15 protein-coding genes and 2 pseudogenes are annotated in these 14,863 nt (G+C 62.8%); 1 reads left to right on the top strand and 16 read right to left on the bottom strand.

Features of this window, described 5'->3' with window-relative positions; translation table 11 throughout:
• Positions 1-4: 4 nt before the first annotated feature.
• From A5766_RS25280 to A5766_RS05490, 14 genes and pseudogenes are all read right to left on the bottom strand, one after another.
• Positions 5-430 (bottom strand): AMP-binding protein, encoded by a 426-nt coding sequence (locus tag A5766_RS25280; RefSeq protein ID WP_269449445.1) that lies wholly within the window; start codon positions 428-430, stop codon positions 5-7.
• Positions 431-509: 79 nt separating this feature from the next.
• Positions 510-941 (bottom strand): annotated as a pseudogene (locus A5766_RS25275) (AMP-binding protein); the annotation flags it as partial.
• A gap of 80 nt (positions 942-1,021) precedes the next feature.
• On the bottom strand, positions 1,022-2,161 hold the full coding sequence (locus A5766_RS05550) for an NAD(P)-dependent alcohol dehydrogenase (RefSeq protein WP_082965456.1): 1,140 nt from the start codon (positions 2,159-2,161) through the stop codon (positions 1,022-1,024).
• Between the two features lies 1 nt (position 2,162).
• Positions 2,163-3,674, bottom strand: coding sequence for an aldehyde dehydrogenase family protein (locus A5766_RS05545; protein ID WP_197501347.1), 1,512 nt, complete (start codon positions 3,672-3,674; stop codon positions 2,163-2,165).
• Positions 3,675-3,701: 27 nt separating this feature from the next.
• The gene (locus tag A5766_RS05540; protein WP_064903740.1) at positions 3,702-4,106 is read right to left on the bottom strand and encodes an SCP2 sterol-binding domain-containing protein; all 405 of its coding nucleotides are present in this window, start codon (positions 4,104-4,106) and stop codon (positions 3,702-3,704) included.
• A 126-nt stretch (positions 4,107-4,232) separates the two neighbouring features.
• Positions 4,233-4,940 carry a TetR/AcrR family transcriptional regulator gene (locus A5766_RS05535; protein ID WP_231894557.1) on the bottom strand — a complete coding sequence of 236 codons (708 nt, stop codon included), beginning with the start codon at positions 4,938-4,940 and terminating at the stop codon, positions 4,233-4,235.
• 248 nt (positions 4,941-5,188) lie between these two features.
• The gene (locus tag A5766_RS05530; protein WP_231894556.1) at positions 5,189-5,365 is read right to left on the bottom strand and encodes a hypothetical protein; all 177 of its coding nucleotides are present in this window, start codon (positions 5,363-5,365) and stop codon (positions 5,189-5,191) included.
• 642 nt (positions 5,366-6,007) lie between these two features.
• Positions 6,008-7,102, bottom strand: a complete 1,095-nt coding sequence (locus A5766_RS24310) for a hypothetical protein (RefSeq protein ID WP_231894555.1) — start codon at positions 7,100-7,102, stop codon at positions 6,008-6,010.
• A gap of 573 nt (positions 7,103-7,675) precedes the next feature.
• Entirely contained in the window at positions 7,676-8,077 is a 402-nt protein-coding gene (locus tag A5766_RS25415) for a hypothetical protein (protein ID WP_331710679.1), read from the bottom strand.
• Positions 8,078-8,151: 74 nt separating this feature from the next.
• Positions 8,152-8,373, bottom strand: a complete 222-nt coding sequence (locus tag A5766_RS05510; RefSeq protein ID WP_064903734.1) for a cytochrome P450 — start codon at positions 8,371-8,373, stop codon at positions 8,152-8,154.
• Positions 8,374-8,382: 9 nt separating this feature from the next.
• Positions 8,383-8,682, bottom strand: a complete 300-nt coding sequence (locus A5766_RS24910) for a hypothetical protein (RefSeq protein ID WP_064903732.1) — start codon at positions 8,680-8,682, stop codon at positions 8,383-8,385.
• A gap of 52 nt (positions 8,683-8,734) precedes the next feature.
• Positions 8,735-9,037 (bottom strand): annotated as a pseudogene (locus A5766_RS25500) (SRPBCC family protein); the annotation flags it as partial.
• A 111-nt stretch (positions 9,038-9,148) separates the two neighbouring features.
• Positions 9,149-9,574 (bottom strand): helix-turn-helix domain-containing protein, encoded by a 426-nt coding sequence (locus A5766_RS05495; RefSeq protein ID WP_064903728.1) that lies wholly within the window; start codon positions 9,572-9,574, stop codon positions 9,149-9,151.
• Positions 9,575-9,919: 345 nt separating this feature from the next.
• Positions 9,920-10,627: an IclR family transcriptional regulator gene (locus tag A5766_RS05490; protein WP_064903726.1), complete on the bottom strand. Its 708-nt coding sequence runs from the start codon at positions 10,625-10,627 to the stop codon at positions 9,920-9,922.
• Between the two features lie 64 nt (positions 10,628-10,691).
• Between A5766_RS05490 and A5766_RS05485 the strand changes: the two genes are divergently transcribed.
• Positions 10,692-12,059 carry a CoA transferase gene (locus tag A5766_RS05485; protein ID WP_064903724.1) on the top strand — a complete coding sequence of 456 codons (1,368 nt, stop codon included), beginning with the start codon at positions 10,692-10,694 and terminating at the stop codon, positions 12,057-12,059.
• A 34-nt stretch (positions 12,060-12,093) separates the two neighbouring features.
• On the opposite strand, the gene A5766_RS05480 is transcribed toward A5766_RS05485, so the two are convergent.
• Positions 12,094-13,224: a hypothetical protein gene (locus A5766_RS05480; RefSeq protein WP_197501345.1), complete on the bottom strand. Its 1,131-nt coding sequence runs from the start codon at positions 13,222-13,224 to the stop codon at positions 12,094-12,096.
• Positions 13,225-13,263: 39 nt separating this feature from the next.
• Positions 13,264-14,727 carry an MFS transporter gene (locus A5766_RS05475; protein WP_064903723.1) on the bottom strand — a complete coding sequence of 488 codons (1,464 nt, stop codon included), beginning with the start codon at positions 14,725-14,727 and terminating at the stop codon, positions 13,264-13,266.
• Between the last annotated feature and the right edge of the window lie 136 nt (positions 14,728-14,863).

Raw genomic sequence — 14,863 nt, 5'->3', positions numbered from 1 at the left:
TGACTCATGCCCGCCACCCAGGCCGAACGTGCTCAACACTTTTCACCACACCGCAAAAGCCGATCGGTGGATCGAGGTTTAGACAGGCACGAATCGTGGGCAGTGGCATCGGCGAACCACCGTAGCCCAGACATCGCACCGCCGAATAGTCCCGCTTGTGCAGACGCCGCTCCGCGAGAAAGAACCCATACACCGCCGGCACGAAGAAGGCGTGAGTCACTGCGCGCTCGACCATTTCGTCGAGAACGTCACCGGGCACCGTCTCGCGCACGATCACCGTCTGGGCACCCACCGACATACCCGCGAGCACCCACGACGACCCTCCGACGTGAAACAGAGGCATGGCCACCATGCTCACCGAGTCCTCCGTGAAGCGGAATCCGGTGACCGCGGCGCGACTGTGGGCCGACAGACTGCGGTGCGTGAGCATCGGCCCCCTTGGGGTGCCCCGTCGTTCCGGAGGTGTACAGCTGCAGGAACGCGGCATCCGGGTCGAAAGGTGCCGCCACGAAAGATTCGCTCCCACAATCCAACCAGCGCTCGTACTCGTCGTCGGGACCACCGCTGACGATGACACGCTCGACCGTGGTGAGCTCGTCCCGGATCGCCGCTATGGTGTCGACGAACTCCGGCCCCGTGATGACGAGTGAGGCCTGCGCATCGTTGATGATGTAGGCCACCTCCGCGGGCGACAGGCGAAAGTTGATCACCGCATTCGCGGCACCGGTCAACGACGCTGCGAGAGTGGTTTCGACGCATGCCACAGAGTTCTTGTCCAAGAATGCAATTCGATCTCCCGGCCGAACACCGGACGCTACCTGAGCAGCGGCGTTGCGTTCAATACGCTCACGGAACCGACTCCATGTGAAGTGCCGATCGCCATCGATCACCGCCACATCATCGGGCTTCTCGGCAACCCAGCGGTCGACAACGTCGATCATCGGAGTGACTTCGTCATTCGACGACGCCGCGTACGTCGACTCGGAGGTGACGTCGTGCCGCAGGGTGGGGCTCTGAAAGGTCATACGGACTCCAAGCGTGAATTCTCCGGAATCAGAACCGGTTTGATGGCAGTTCCAGTGCGAAAATCCGCCAATGCGCTCGCGATGTCGGTGAAGTCGTAGGTGGTGATCAGTTCGTCGAATGGGAACTTTCCCTCTTGCCACAGCGCGATGAGCTCGGGGATGAACCGGTGCGGGTCCGCATCGCCCTCGATCACACCGGTCAGCGTGCGTCCGAGCAGCAGATGCCCTTGATCGACGGTGATCTCGTTCTCGAGCTTCTGCAGACCGAGCGTGGCACACGCACCGGGCGACCGAAGCGACTCGAGAGCCTGGCGCACAACGACTCCTGACCCGACAGCATCGATCGTGTAGTCGAGTCCGCCCGTCAATTGCAGGATCTCCCACACGAGGTCGCTGACCGCCGTGGGGTCGTACGTATGCGTGGCCCCGAGCTTCCGTGCGACCGCCAGACGTTCGGCATTCGGGTCGACGGCGATAATCGGATCACATCCCGCAGCCTTGGCAGCCATGACCGCTGCCAACCCAACCGTCCCGATCCCCCATACGCCGATGCTCTGCCCTTCACTGGGTCGGTGCACGTTGAGCACCGCGCCCGCACCGGTGAGCAAGCCACACCCCAGTGGCCCAAGGATTTCGATGGGCAGCCGGTCGTCGACCTTTACCGCATTCCGTGTACTGGCGACAGCGTGAGTCGCGAAGGAGGATTGTCCGAACCAACTTCCGTTGATTTCCCGTTCGCCACTGTGTAGCGTCGGCGTCCCGTCGAGACGGGTGCCGAAGTAGTTGAGCGCGGCAAACAGCTCGCAGTACGCCGGGTGTCCTGATCGACAACTGGCGCACTCGTGGCAGTGGTCGAAGGTGAGCACCACGTGGTCGCCGACCCGTAATTCGGTCACTCCGCTTCCGACGGCCTCGACCACTCCCGCACCCTCATGTCCCACAACGAAAGGTGTTGGGAGCGGGACAGTTCCGTTGATCGCGGTGAGGTCGGTGTGGCAGATGCCAACGCCTGCAACGGAGACGAGAATCTCGTCGGACTCCAGATCGGTCGGGTAGACCTCTTCGATGGACGGTTCGTCACCGATTTCTGCAAAGACTGCGGCACGCATCCGACCGGAGCTCGGTGTTGTCGACATCTCAGTCCTCTCTCGGTACGACGAGGTCGTACACCTTGTTCTCGATCCGACGGGCGAGATCGACGTGAACGAACTTCTCCTCGGTGTACTCGTCGAGCGCATGTGGTCCGAGCTCGCGTCCGTTGCCGCTCTGCTTGTAGCCGCCGAACGGATACAGCGCATTGACCATGTGCCAGTCGTTGATCCACACCGTGCCCGATTCGATCTGGTCCGCGACGTCGAGAGCCGCGTCGATATCCTCGCTCCAGACCCCGGCAGACAGTCCGTACTCGCTGTCGTTGGCGATCGCGACAGCTTCGGCCACGGTGCGATACTTGATGACGACGAGGACGGGACCGAAGATCTCCTCCTGTGCGATTGTCATGCAATTGTCGACATCGGTGAAAATAGTCGGGCCGAACCAGTTTCCGGAATCGAACTCTCCACCGCTCAGGCGCGCGCCACCGAAAGCCAGTGTTGCGCCCTCTTTCTTGCCCAACTCGACGTAATGCTCGATGCGCTGACGCTGTTCGGCGGAGATGATCGGACCCATGTCGGTGTCGAAATCGTCGGGATCACCTACACGAATGGCGGCCGCGCGTTCGACGAGCCGTGCGACGAATTCGTCGTGCAACGATTCCGGCAGGAGCAGGCGTGTACCTGATTCACACGCCTGTCCCTGGTAGAGGCAGAAGGCGAAGAGCGCTGCGTCAACCGCTTGCGAGAGATCGGCGTCGGGCAGAATGATATTCGCACCCTTGCCGCCGAGTTCGAGGGTTACCTTCTTGATGTTCACGGCCGACAGCTCGGTGATAGTGCGGCCCACCGCAGTTGAGCCTGTGAAGGCAACCTTGCGGACGTCAGGATGAGCGGCCAATCGCGCACCGACCACCTCGCCCGGCCCGGTCACGACGTTGAAGACGCCCGCGGGGATGCCCGCGTCGTCGGCCGCGCGAGCCATCTCGAGGAGAGTCAAAGGCGTCTTCTCATCCGGCTTCAGAACGATCGTGTTGCCTGCCGCCAATGCGGGGCCGAACTTCCACACCGCCAGCAGCATCGGGAAGTTCCACGGGACGATGCCCGCGACAACCCCGAACGGCTCCCGACGAACGATCCCTGCCGCGGTGGTCGGATAGCCGAGCATCGGCCCGCTGCGCGTGAATTCGTAACTCGCCGCGAGATCGGCAAAGTACTGCAGATGCGAAATCGCGTAGCCGACATGGAATGCCATTGCCTGTCGTCGAGTCACCCCGTTCTCGGCAATATGCAGATCGACGAGATCGTCCATACGCTCGTTGAGGATCTCTACCCACCGCGACATCACCTTCGCACGTTCCTCCGGAGGCGTGTTCCGCCATTCGCCGTCACGGTGGGCCCGCAATGCCGAAGCAACTGCCCGGTCAGCGTCGTCGGCGTTGCCGAATGCGACGGTCGCCACCAACTCATCCGACGCCGGGTTGATCACGTCGGTGCTGACGGCCGAGTCGACCCAGTCTCCGTCGATGTACATCTGATAGTGCGACGATATGGTCACGAATGCTCCTCTCTCGCGCGAGAACCGTCAGGCGTTCTCAGCGTCCTTCGCCGACACCAGATCTCGATAGATCGGAAACACCGGCTTGGCGGCTGGGATGAGCTTGAGGATCTTCGACACCGGCCCCTTCGCCTTCACCTGCCCCTTGGCGAGCCCTACTGCGACGTTGTACTCCCCGCGCCAGAACTTGTTGCCGTTGTCCGCGGACATCGACATCCGCACATCCGGGGTCAGCTCGCTGTCGCCTTCGATGACCGCGATGGCCGGCTCCTTCAGGACAACGGTGATCGACGCATCGGGCGCCGAATAGTCCAGTCGGAGCACAATATTGGCCGCCCGCAGTGTTGACCCGACGCCGTCGACACCATCTGCCTGCTTGAACACGCCACCGAGATACTCGTACACCTCGGATGCGTCAGCGAAGTAGCTCATCGTAGATCCCTCTCTCACCGGCGATCGGCCGCCCGATGTGTGACGACTATCTCACTGACCGTACGTACAGTCAATAGTCACACCGCGGCTCGACCAAGCCGCTTTCCGAGTATGAGAAAACCGCTCTCAGCTGGGCGTTGCGCCTCCGTCGAGGACCTCGTACACCGCCGCACGGACGCGACCGGCCGGATCGATCAAGGCATCGATGCCTTCGCTGGACAGCATCAGGCCTCGAAGGATCAGCAGCACATACGTGGTGGCGACGTCGTCGTTGGACTGCGAACCGGCAGGGTTGAACCACGTCCACATCCATTGCGTACCGCCAAAGATCTGCAACGCCAGGATCGACGAGTTCCCGTCGTGGAAGACCCCCGTGCTCATCCCCTCGTCGAGGATTGCCTTGACGAGATCACGGTATTCGTGGCGTAGGTCGCGGGATCGTCGCATCGACGGGGCGTCGTTGAAGCGCACGATCTCACGCTGGAACGCGACCGTTTCCGTTCGCCCGTAGGTCTGGTACATGGTGAACGCCCAGACCAGACCCGCCAGACGTTCCTCGACGGCGTCGAGGCGCCCGACAATGTCTTGCGCTTCGACGAGGCGCTTCTCCATGTAGCGCTCGTGGGCGTCGGCGAACAGCCGTTCCTTGGTGCCGAAGTGGTGGACGATGGTGCCCTTGCTGATGCCCAATTCGTCGGCGATGGATCCGAAATTGGTGCCGTCATACCCCGACTCCGCCACGTGGCGAATGAATGCGTCCCGAATCTCGTCACGGCTACTCGGGCGCGCGTTCGCTGTCGAGCGCCGTTTACTCGTCGAAACCGATTCCGTCACCACCTCAGTTTGCCCTCCCCCTCGCCCACGCGGGCAGCCGCGCCAAGGTCGCGCCCGCGTCCGCGTCGAATTCCGCCCGACCAATCGGGGCTCACTGGGGCTCAGACCTGTTCACCATCCAACGACGCAGCCAGATGTGTGTCGTATCGAAAGAGTTGGGTGCTGCAGCACCCACATCCTTACGCAAGACACACATTTACCGCACCGATCGGCACAGACGCACCAATCGAAGCGTCGAGAGGTGACCTTCAGGAGTTCAGCAAGAGTCGTACGACCGCGAACGCGCCGACTGCGAGCAGCGCTGTCGCCATCCCGATGCCGAATGACCTCGTGCGGGATGGTTGCACCAGTCCGAGCGTTGCCAGCAGGTACAGGACCCATGACAGCGGGCTGGCCAGGCCGCAAGCCAACAGTAGCGATCCCACGGCTGCACCAAGGATCGACCACACCTCGGCTCTCATAAGTCGGCCAGCAACAGGAGGGTCAGCGCGAGGGCCGAACCGATCAAACCAGCGGCTATCCCTGCAGTCAGTGGTCGAAGCAACCCGAACTCCCGGGATCGACGTAACGGTAGGAGCCGAACTGCCAGAACGACGACTCCGACGCCGATAAACGCGATCAGGAGCGGCGCCACCGACGATCTGTTGTGCGACACGATAATTGTCGCGATCCCGACAGCGAGGCCGCCCGTGACACTCGCTGACGCCCCTGCGACCAGTGCGCGAAGCGAATTCGACGTCTCCGCCCGCAGCCCCCGACTCACCTGTCACCCCGTTCAATTCGCGGCGGATCAGCCCGAGAACCGAGTGTAGTGCCGTCGTGCTCGACCGGGGACTGCGGCCTGGAATAAGGATCATTGACCATGTACGGCGGGCTCGTAGATTGCGGATAGAGAGTGCCATCACCGACGGCCCGATCAAGCGGAAGGTTGAGCAAAGGCCCAGCCGTCGAGTCCGCACCTATCGTTGCCTTCCCGCCAGGCATGTACTGATATATCGTTTGCGGGGCCTCACCGTTGGACGGGTAGCCATACACCTCGACAGCAGGATAACCGGACATCGTGCCGTTCACCGACGGTGGAGCCCCTTCCCCGGGTATCGCGACGGCGCCGTGCACTGTTTCACGCACCAGACTGGCACCGACATCTCCCAGACATCTCCCCCGGGCGCAAATGGGTTCGCGAACTTGTACTTGATATTAACTTGCCCATCTGCCCCTTCTGATGCACTCACATCAGGCTTCCCGACTTTAACCTCGCCTTTGGTCGACACGGACGGGTTCTGTCGCGCCACGATGAGCCCGTGGTCGTAATCAATCCATATATTCGCACGACTGGATTCTGGCGTTGCACGCGGATCGAATCCGCGATTATCCCCCAAGTCATAGTGAGGGACATTTAACACCTCACTCCGAGGGATAAAGGCGTTCATCGCCACTAGGCCACGCCCCGGCTGTGGCGTGAATCGAGCGACTTTGATCTCGCTGTTGAGTCCTTTGTTTTTCGCTGAGTAAGAATGAGGATCGAGTAGCTCCGCCATTCGCCAATCATTTGGAGAAGTCGGGTTACGGTGATACGTCTGCTGGAACGCCGCAACCTCATTGGCTCGACGGTCTGCCAGGTTGACGTTCGCCCTTTCGCCTTGCGGCGTAAGCGGAATTGACCCGTCTGCGGCGTTGATCGCTGCAGCAAGGTCTTCATCGAAACGATCTGCGGAGGCGACGACATCGTTCACGCGCCTCTGCAAGTCTTTTAGTTCCTTGTAGTACGCCGACCGGTCCTCTTCCTCCCAGCCACGCATGTCCGGTGGATGCGGATCGGACACTGTGCCGCTCAGTGGGTCAATGTCGAATCCTTCATGGTCGGCATCGGCTTGAATATTTTTTGCAGACGTCGAGAGCGTCACAGCCTCGTCGTAGCAGTCACGCGCAGCAGCGGCGACTTGCCACACTTCATTCCCGTGAGCGTCGAGATCGACTCGCGTTCTGTGGGCCGCTTCTTTGGCTGCCTCCGCAGCTGCACCCGACCATGAATGCAGATCTGAAAGCTTTCCGACGTGACCATGAAGACCGGAACAAACTTGGTGCTGCCGTGAGCAAGAGCCAAAAATTGCGCCTATCTGTTCGGGGTCGAACTTCAAAATCTCTCCGAAGGCGACCATCACACCTCAAGATTCAGCGTCGATTCATCACCCTTGCTGCTGCGATACATAGCGTCAACGTTCTGATTCTCGGCGAACTCGAACCCGGCAGCCGTATGGTGCACACCCGTTGCATGTTCATCGATGCGCGACAAGTCCATTCGTTCTGCTACGCCACGACTGCGCCTTGGAGTTCATCGCTGAACGCGATCTTTCGAAAAGACTGTCGGTCGCTACACTCAGATCGCGATACTCGGTATCGAATGAATCGTTACCGTCTTCCGCAGCGACAGAAAGCGTCCGCCCTACGTCGTACAGGGACGCGGGTTCTACTTGCAATGCGTTCGCATCCATTGGTTTCCATCCTCTACCACGTCCAGCACGGCAGCGTAGGGACGCGGTGCGAGCGAGTACAGCGCCCGCAAGCCACCACGCAGCCCAAATAGCGTCGGCGGCAAGACCTCATTCCTCGCTGCCAAGTCCACGATGACGGCCTCACGATGTGACAATCTTGCACTAGAGCCGGGTCTCCCAGTGATGCGAAGGACAGCCCGACGCGCATTGTAGCCCGACTACTGTGTGAGATTTCACCCCAAGTCACGCGCTCGCGTCTTGCACGAAGATTAAGCATCGCAGACCATCCAGACGGTACACGACCTCTGTGACGCCGCGCACTAGAGTCCCGGTGTTGGGTCCAGCGGTCTCGGGTTTCGAGGGTGCCGATCGTTGCCGCGCCAGGCGGACGGAGTCAGTCGCCCGCAACCTCCACCATAAGACCGTCGAGCTCTGCGGTAACGGAGATCTGACACGAGAGCCGGCTTTCGGGTCGCCGTTCACTCCCCGCGTAGTCGAGCATGTCGTCCTCCTCGTCGAAAGCGACGGTAGCGCCGCTGCCGCGCCGCAGTCGGGGTCGACATAGACGTGGCAGGTCGCGCACATCGCGTTCCCGCCACACTCGGCGATGATTCCCTCGACGCCTTGGGCAACCGCGGCCCGCATGACGGACGAGCCCTCCGGTGCGTCGACTACCCATTCCGCACCCTCGAACGAGAACGTGATCTTTGCCATCGCCCTCACCTCGCGTGAACACGAACCGGCAGCGACTCGAGGCTGCGGATCAGATTGTTCTTGTGCCGACGGACCTCTCCCGCTGGCTCGATCCGGTCGACCCGCATGGCGAGCTCGGTCCACAGTGCGGTCATCTCCATGTTCGACAACGGCTTTCCCATGCACGTGTGCGGACCGTAGCCGAAGGCGAGGGTGTCGCGCGGGTTGCGACGGATATCGAACCGCATGGGATCGGGTTAGTACCGCTCATCGGTGTTGCCGGCCGCGTACGAATGCAGCACGCGTGTGCCCTCCGGGATGAGGATGTCGTCAAGTTCGTCGTCACGGGTGGTGACGCGGGTGAACCACTGGACTACCGAAGCGATCAGGACGCCCTCCAGGATCGTCGAGGGAATAGGGCTCGGGTCGTCGCGCATGAGGGCCCATTGATCCGGGTTGTCGACGAACTGCTTCATCGTGTTGCCCAGCGACCCGGCGGTGGTGCCGAGTCCGGCGGTGAGGTACGCGGCGATTCTCTGCGAGGCCCGTGAGTGCACCTTCGGTACCGTTAACGAACAGATCAGTGAACTCGGCGGGCGTGAAATCGCAGCTGTAGACGACGGGTGATCGACCCTCCACGTCATGCACGTCGATCGTTCCGAGGTGATGTGTCAGCGCCAGATCGCCGCTGACAACCCGGTATTGGAACCGACGAAGATCGGAGTCGTTGGTGACGATCTCCTCGAACAGCTTCACTCCACCCTGGAGAACGACGGCGCGGTGATTGTCGTCGGTCATCTCCGACTCCTCGACCACGGGAAAACACTCGCTGATCGTTCCTGCGTCGGTGACGACCTTCCAGACGTCATCCGCCGAGCGGTCGATCAGTACAGCTGTCCGAACCGTTGTCATTTCATTTCCTTTCTTGGCGCACCGTTGTGCGACGTTTTTGGGCACGACGAATAGACCCGATATTTGCTCCGGGGAGTGCGGTGATGGCTCAGTACGGGAGCGCGGTATTGTTCAACGTCGTAGTGTTTCCGAAGGAAAAATACCGAACATTCGTCGATAGTGGGCAGAGAATCGACCGAGATGACCGAAGCCCCAGCGGGAGGCGACCTCGGCGACAAGCGTTGTTGCGGGGCTTGCGAGCAATTCGGCGTGGACTCGGCGCAATCGGGCATTGCGGATGTACTCCGACGGCGTCACACCGAAATATTCGACAAATCCGCGCTGGATGGTCCGGACGCCGAGGCCGGTCTCGGCGGCCAGTTCGGTCAACGGAATCGGACCACTGAGACGTTCTGCGATGCGGTCACGTACCAACTGGATCGACGCGGGCGGGGCCGCGGCCTCCGCGCTGTGCAGTTGCTCGGAGAACTGATGGCGAGGGGCCAGGAGGAATCCCGACATCAGCGCATGCGACAACGACTCGGCGACGATCGGCAACGAGAGCAGTCCTCGACCTCGCGGAACGTAGCCGATTCGGTGTCGAACCGGGAAACCGGCGTGAGCGGGTACGCAGTGGGCTGCAATCGTTCGGTCCTTCCGCTCCGGCTGTGTACTCCGTGGTGTGACAGAGGGTCAGACTCGGCGCTATCGTGACCCAAACCACAGGCTGTGTCATCAAAGCTTGCTGCCTGCGCGGTGCGGTGTCTATCCCGAGCGCGCCTGACAATGATCCCGATTGCGTCAACCGCGACAAGACCTCGAGGCCCACCAACTACTCGAGTGATCACTCGGTCCACGCGCATGCAGATGTACCGGCAACGCCTCAGTGCGTGATCGCTCCTGTCATCGAGTCCCGATCCACGTCGCGGCCCTGGTCGCGGCTTGGTCCACGAGGTTCGCACGCCCGGACACTGATCGGGGGCCTACGATCACGACGACGCCGACCAACAGCCCGCGCTCGAACACCGGAACACCCGCAGCGCGGATCTCGGGATCGGCGAGCCCGTCGCTGATCGCATGGCCGCGACGTCGAATCGAGGCAACCTCACGACGGAAACCAACGGCGTCGGCCGGTCCGGCGTGAATCGCCAACAGCCGGTCGCGCTCACCGTCGTCGACGAAAGCCAGGAACGCACGCCCGGCCGCTGTCCGAAGAAGTGGCCGCGGACGGTACTCCCCGACTACCGCTTCTGCATACTCCGACACCTCACCGACGCTCCCGAGATACACGACGTCGGAGCCGACGAGCACCGCAAGCGCCACCGGCAGACCTGTGTACTCCGCCAGCGCCGCAAGCCCATCGGAGTCGATCGGCGGCGCATCGGCATGGGCCGCGATCAGCCGCAACGTCATCAGGCGCGGACCCAGACGGTACCTGCGGTCGGATCGAACCAGGTATCCACACGACACCAGGTCATCAAGCAGATCCGACGTCGACGACACGGGTGCGTCCATAGAGCGCGCAATCTCGCTCAGCGACAACGGTTTCGACGCGCGAGCGACCTCTTCCAGTACCCGGTCGGCTCGCACGACGGCGCGTTGTCCACCCACCCCGACATCTTACGTATATTCGGAAACTCACCGGCGGTGCTAGCGCGACGCGAAGATTGGAGACATGCCAACCACCCCCCGCGTCTCCGACATCGTCGACGGCCTGACCGCGCTCACCGGAACCGACGTCGGTCCAACGCGAATCTCCGGCGCTGACCAGATCACGCCATCACCCCACCGAATTGGCGACGCATCGGCAGCGGCGATCGCGGCGTTCGGCGCCCAGATCGCAGCGCTGGGTGACGGCCCGGAAGTATCCGTGAGTGTCTCCGACGCCGTCGACCAGTTGCGTGCCGCATACCTGACCACGATCAACGGTCAAACCACCGGATCGGTCGCAGAAGACCCAACAGCACTGCGCAACAACGACTTCTATCGCACTGCCGACGCCTGGACGTTCTTGATCACCACCTTTCCGCACCAACGCGACGCCGTCTGTTCCGTCCTGGACTGCCCGCCGATAAAGGAGCGAATCGCGCAGGCCGCTCTCACATGGAATTCGGTTGCCCTCGAAGAAGCCGTGGTTGCGGCGGGCGGCGTTGCGGCCGCAGCACGAACCGCGCAACAGTGGGCCGCGTCGCCGGTGGGCATCGACGTCGCGCGACGACCGGTCATCGACCTGGAACGCATCGACGACTCCGAACCCGAATCCCTCACCGCACCACGAGAATGGCCGCCGCTGAACGGCGTTCGAGCTGTGGATATGACCCATGTGATTGCCGGCCCGGTGAGCACCGAACTACTGGCCGCTTTCGGAGCCGACGTCGTGCACGTCACCCGACCCGACCTCGTCGACCCGCACCCCATGCCCGCGCTCACCGGTGGCGGAAAACGCAACGCCTACTGCGATGTTCGCGACCCGAACCAGTTGGAAGAACTCACCGATCTGATCGCCGAGGGCGACGTCTTCGTGAACGCCTACCGCGGCCTAGAGCGCCACGGCCTCGATGCCGAGCACCTCGCGCAGCGACGACCGGGCATCATCGTCGTCGAATACCACTGCTGGGGCTCCGACGGGCCGTGGGGAGATCGCGGCGGTTTCGATCAACTTGCCTGTTCAGCAACCGGTTTCAGCTTCGAAGAGGGGCGCGGAGGACCGCCGACACTACCCCCGACACACCTCCTCAACGACTATCTGGCTGCTTACCTCGGCGCGACGGGAATCGTTGCCGCACTGCGCCGTCGACAGTCCGAGGGCGGTTCATGGAGGGTGCGCGTGCGACTCGCGCGCGTGTGCACCTGGGTGCAATCTCTCGGACCGTCGGGCGCCAACTCCGACCCCGACTGGGGCACGAGGTCAATCGATCTGACGACAGTCGACGGCCCGTTCGGCCGTATCGACGAACCGGTGATCCCCATCAGGTTCGACGGCAAGCCCACGCCGCCACCGCTACCAGCTCGACCATTGGGATCTTCGCCGCTGACGTGGTGATTTCTTGCGAAGGCACCACTGCCGTATCCATGAGTCACATATCGACTCCTGGATACGGCACTTCCGGGCAGTCCGGGCACCGCGTGAGTGTTCCCGACCACCCCGCCTTCCCCAGAGCGCGTGCGATCTTGGCCGCCGTCGCACACGGCCTGTCGTAGACCTGGCCCCACCCCAGGCGCACCGTCTTCTGATCGCCATCCACCGCCGCGTCGAGATCACGCTCGAGGTCGCGGTCGCGAGCCTGCGGCCCATCGTGCCCCAGGCGCCCGTCCAGTTCGACGATGAGCCCGAAGTCCTCGTACTCGACATCGCGAAACCCGTTTCGCCCCACAGCGGTCGGCGCCTGCCGCACGGGTGCCGGAAGTCCGTGCGCACGTTCGACCTTCGTCAGGTAACCGTGCTCGAGAACCGAGCACGTACCGTCACGTACGTCGCGCAGGACGCCAACGACATATTCGCGCGACGGCATCCGTGGGCGCCGCTGCAGAGCACCAAGCAGCCTGTCGGCAGTGGTTCTACGCGCTGAGACGACGTCGGCGAGGCAGGCGATCAGGCTCGTCGTCGACGACGCGTCGGCCGCCACGTCCAGCACTGCCTCCTCCAGTCGCACCCGCGGAGGCCGCAGGTGCCAGGCAACTCGCTCGTCGAGACGGGTTCCGTAATGAACGACGACGCCGGGACGTCGACGCACCCGGCGTTTCCGATCGACGACGATGTGGATGGGTTCCGCACCGATCGCATCGCCGACCGCGATCGCCGAGCGGTGACTCAGCGCCGCAGGGTAGGCCTCGAGAACTGCGACCCACGCGCGCTCTGAAGCGGTCAGGGGTCCGGTGTGGTTGACGTAGATGCCGGCCGACACCGCTACCCACTCCCTGCGGCGCACCTTGCGTCGAATGTATGGCGCCGAGAAGCCCGCCTCGACGACCTGGCGACGCGCGATCACGCCGTCCTGTTCGTCGAGTACTGCGTCGATACGTTCTGGGTCGATACGTTCTGGGTCGGTACGTTCTGGGTCGATACGTTCTAGCGATGGCCGTGGCGCCGGCAGGGCGGTCATGGACAGCAGTGTGGGCTCTCGGAGCCTCTGTACGACGCCGCGCTCCGTGATCTGTGGACACACTCGGACCGGTTCACAAACAGTGCCGTACCCAGGTGCCACCATCTGACACCTGGGTACGGCACAACTGAGGCACGACGAAACCTAGTGAGTTTCCTCGGCGTTGCGGGAGTTGGTCAGCGTGAGGGCTCCGATGCCCGCGATCACGCCGACGACGATCCCCAGCACGACATACGTGATGCTCTCCCCGTGGAAGAACGTATCGGTGAAGGCCGCGGTCCACGTCCCCTCCGGTAGGTGCGCCGCCACGAGCGTCGCGAGCATCGTGCCGACGATCGCCGTGCCGACGCTGCTGCCGACCTCCTGCGCGGTGTCGTTGAGCGCGGTGCCGATCGACGTCTGATTCTCGGGCATCGCGTCGACGAGTGCGATCGCACAGATCGTCATGACCGTCCGTAGTCCGAAGGTCATCACGACCATGAAGACCGCGATCGCGAGGTATCCGTGCGTGACACCCCAGCCGAGACCCGCGGTGCCCACTGCGAGCGCCATCGCGCCGATGAAGCAGGTCATCCGGTGACCGAAGCGGGTGATCAGTGCCTCCGACAGCGGTGTAGCGAGGAGCATCGTCGCGATCATCGGCAAGTTGGCCAGACCGGCCTTCATCGGGCTCCAGCCGTAGGCGTACTGGAAGTGCAGGATAAGCCCGAACATCACGCTGGCCATCGCGATTGCGCTGCCGACCTGGGCGATCGTCGCACCGCGCACGGTGCCGTTGCGGAACAGCGCAAGATTCAACATCGGCGCGGCACTTCGCCGTTCATGCCAGACGAATGCCGCGCCTGCGACCACCGCGCCGATGATCGACGCCAGCGTCATCGCCGACGCCCAGCCGTGGTCGACGCCGCTCGTCAGCGACCAGCAGGCGAGACCGATCGTCGCGATACTCAGCAGCGCTCCGGGGATGTCGAGCTTGTAGTCGGTGAGGTTTTCACGACGATCCGACGCGACGCCGAACCAGATGCCGATGCCGGCGATGAGCGCGATCGGCGCATTGACGACGAGCAGCCACTCCCAACGCACATGAGCAAGCGCGGAACCACCAAGGATCGGGCCGAGCACGAATCCGGCCATGCCGACGACGATCATCACGGTCATCGCGCGCATCCGTAGTTTCTGGTCGTCGAAGAGACGGAAAACCAGCGAGTTGGTGATCGGGGCCATCATCGCGGCAGCGACGCCGAGTGCGGCTCGCAGCGCGATCAGCTCACCCGTCGAGTTGACGAGGATGACCAGCAGGCTGAGCAGCCCGAACGCGGCCAGGCCGATCATCAGGACGCGGCGTCGACCGAACCTGTCGGCGATCGACCCCGCGGTGAGCAGCAGCCCGCCGAAAGTGAGTGAGTACGCGCCGGTGATCCACTGCAGCGCAGTGGTGCTACTGCCGAGATCGCGACCGATGGTCGGCAGGGCGATCGAGAGCAGCGTGTTGTCGACCATCTCGACGAAGAAGGCCAGACAGAGCGCAGCGAGCGGTATAGCTGCTGCGGCGAGCGACGTATAGGTGCGCGACGATTTCTGCGCCGCGGCATCAGTGGTGGTTGCCATGACAGCACCTCCTATCAGTAGTCAGGATTTGTTGACACTGACGTTAGGGAGCCGCTCTTACACGGCCCTGCCGTCGCCTGTCATGGACCTGACAGTCGGTAACTCAGGGTTGCGGCGACACCAACCTGTCGATAGT

It is taken from the genome of Gordonia sp. 852002-51296_SCH5728562-b (assembly GCF_001665475.1).
GTDB lineage: Bacteria > Actinomycetota > Actinomycetes > Mycobacteriales > Mycobacteriaceae > Gordonia > Gordonia sputi.
This window is presented reverse-complemented; position numbering and strand designations above follow the sequence as displayed.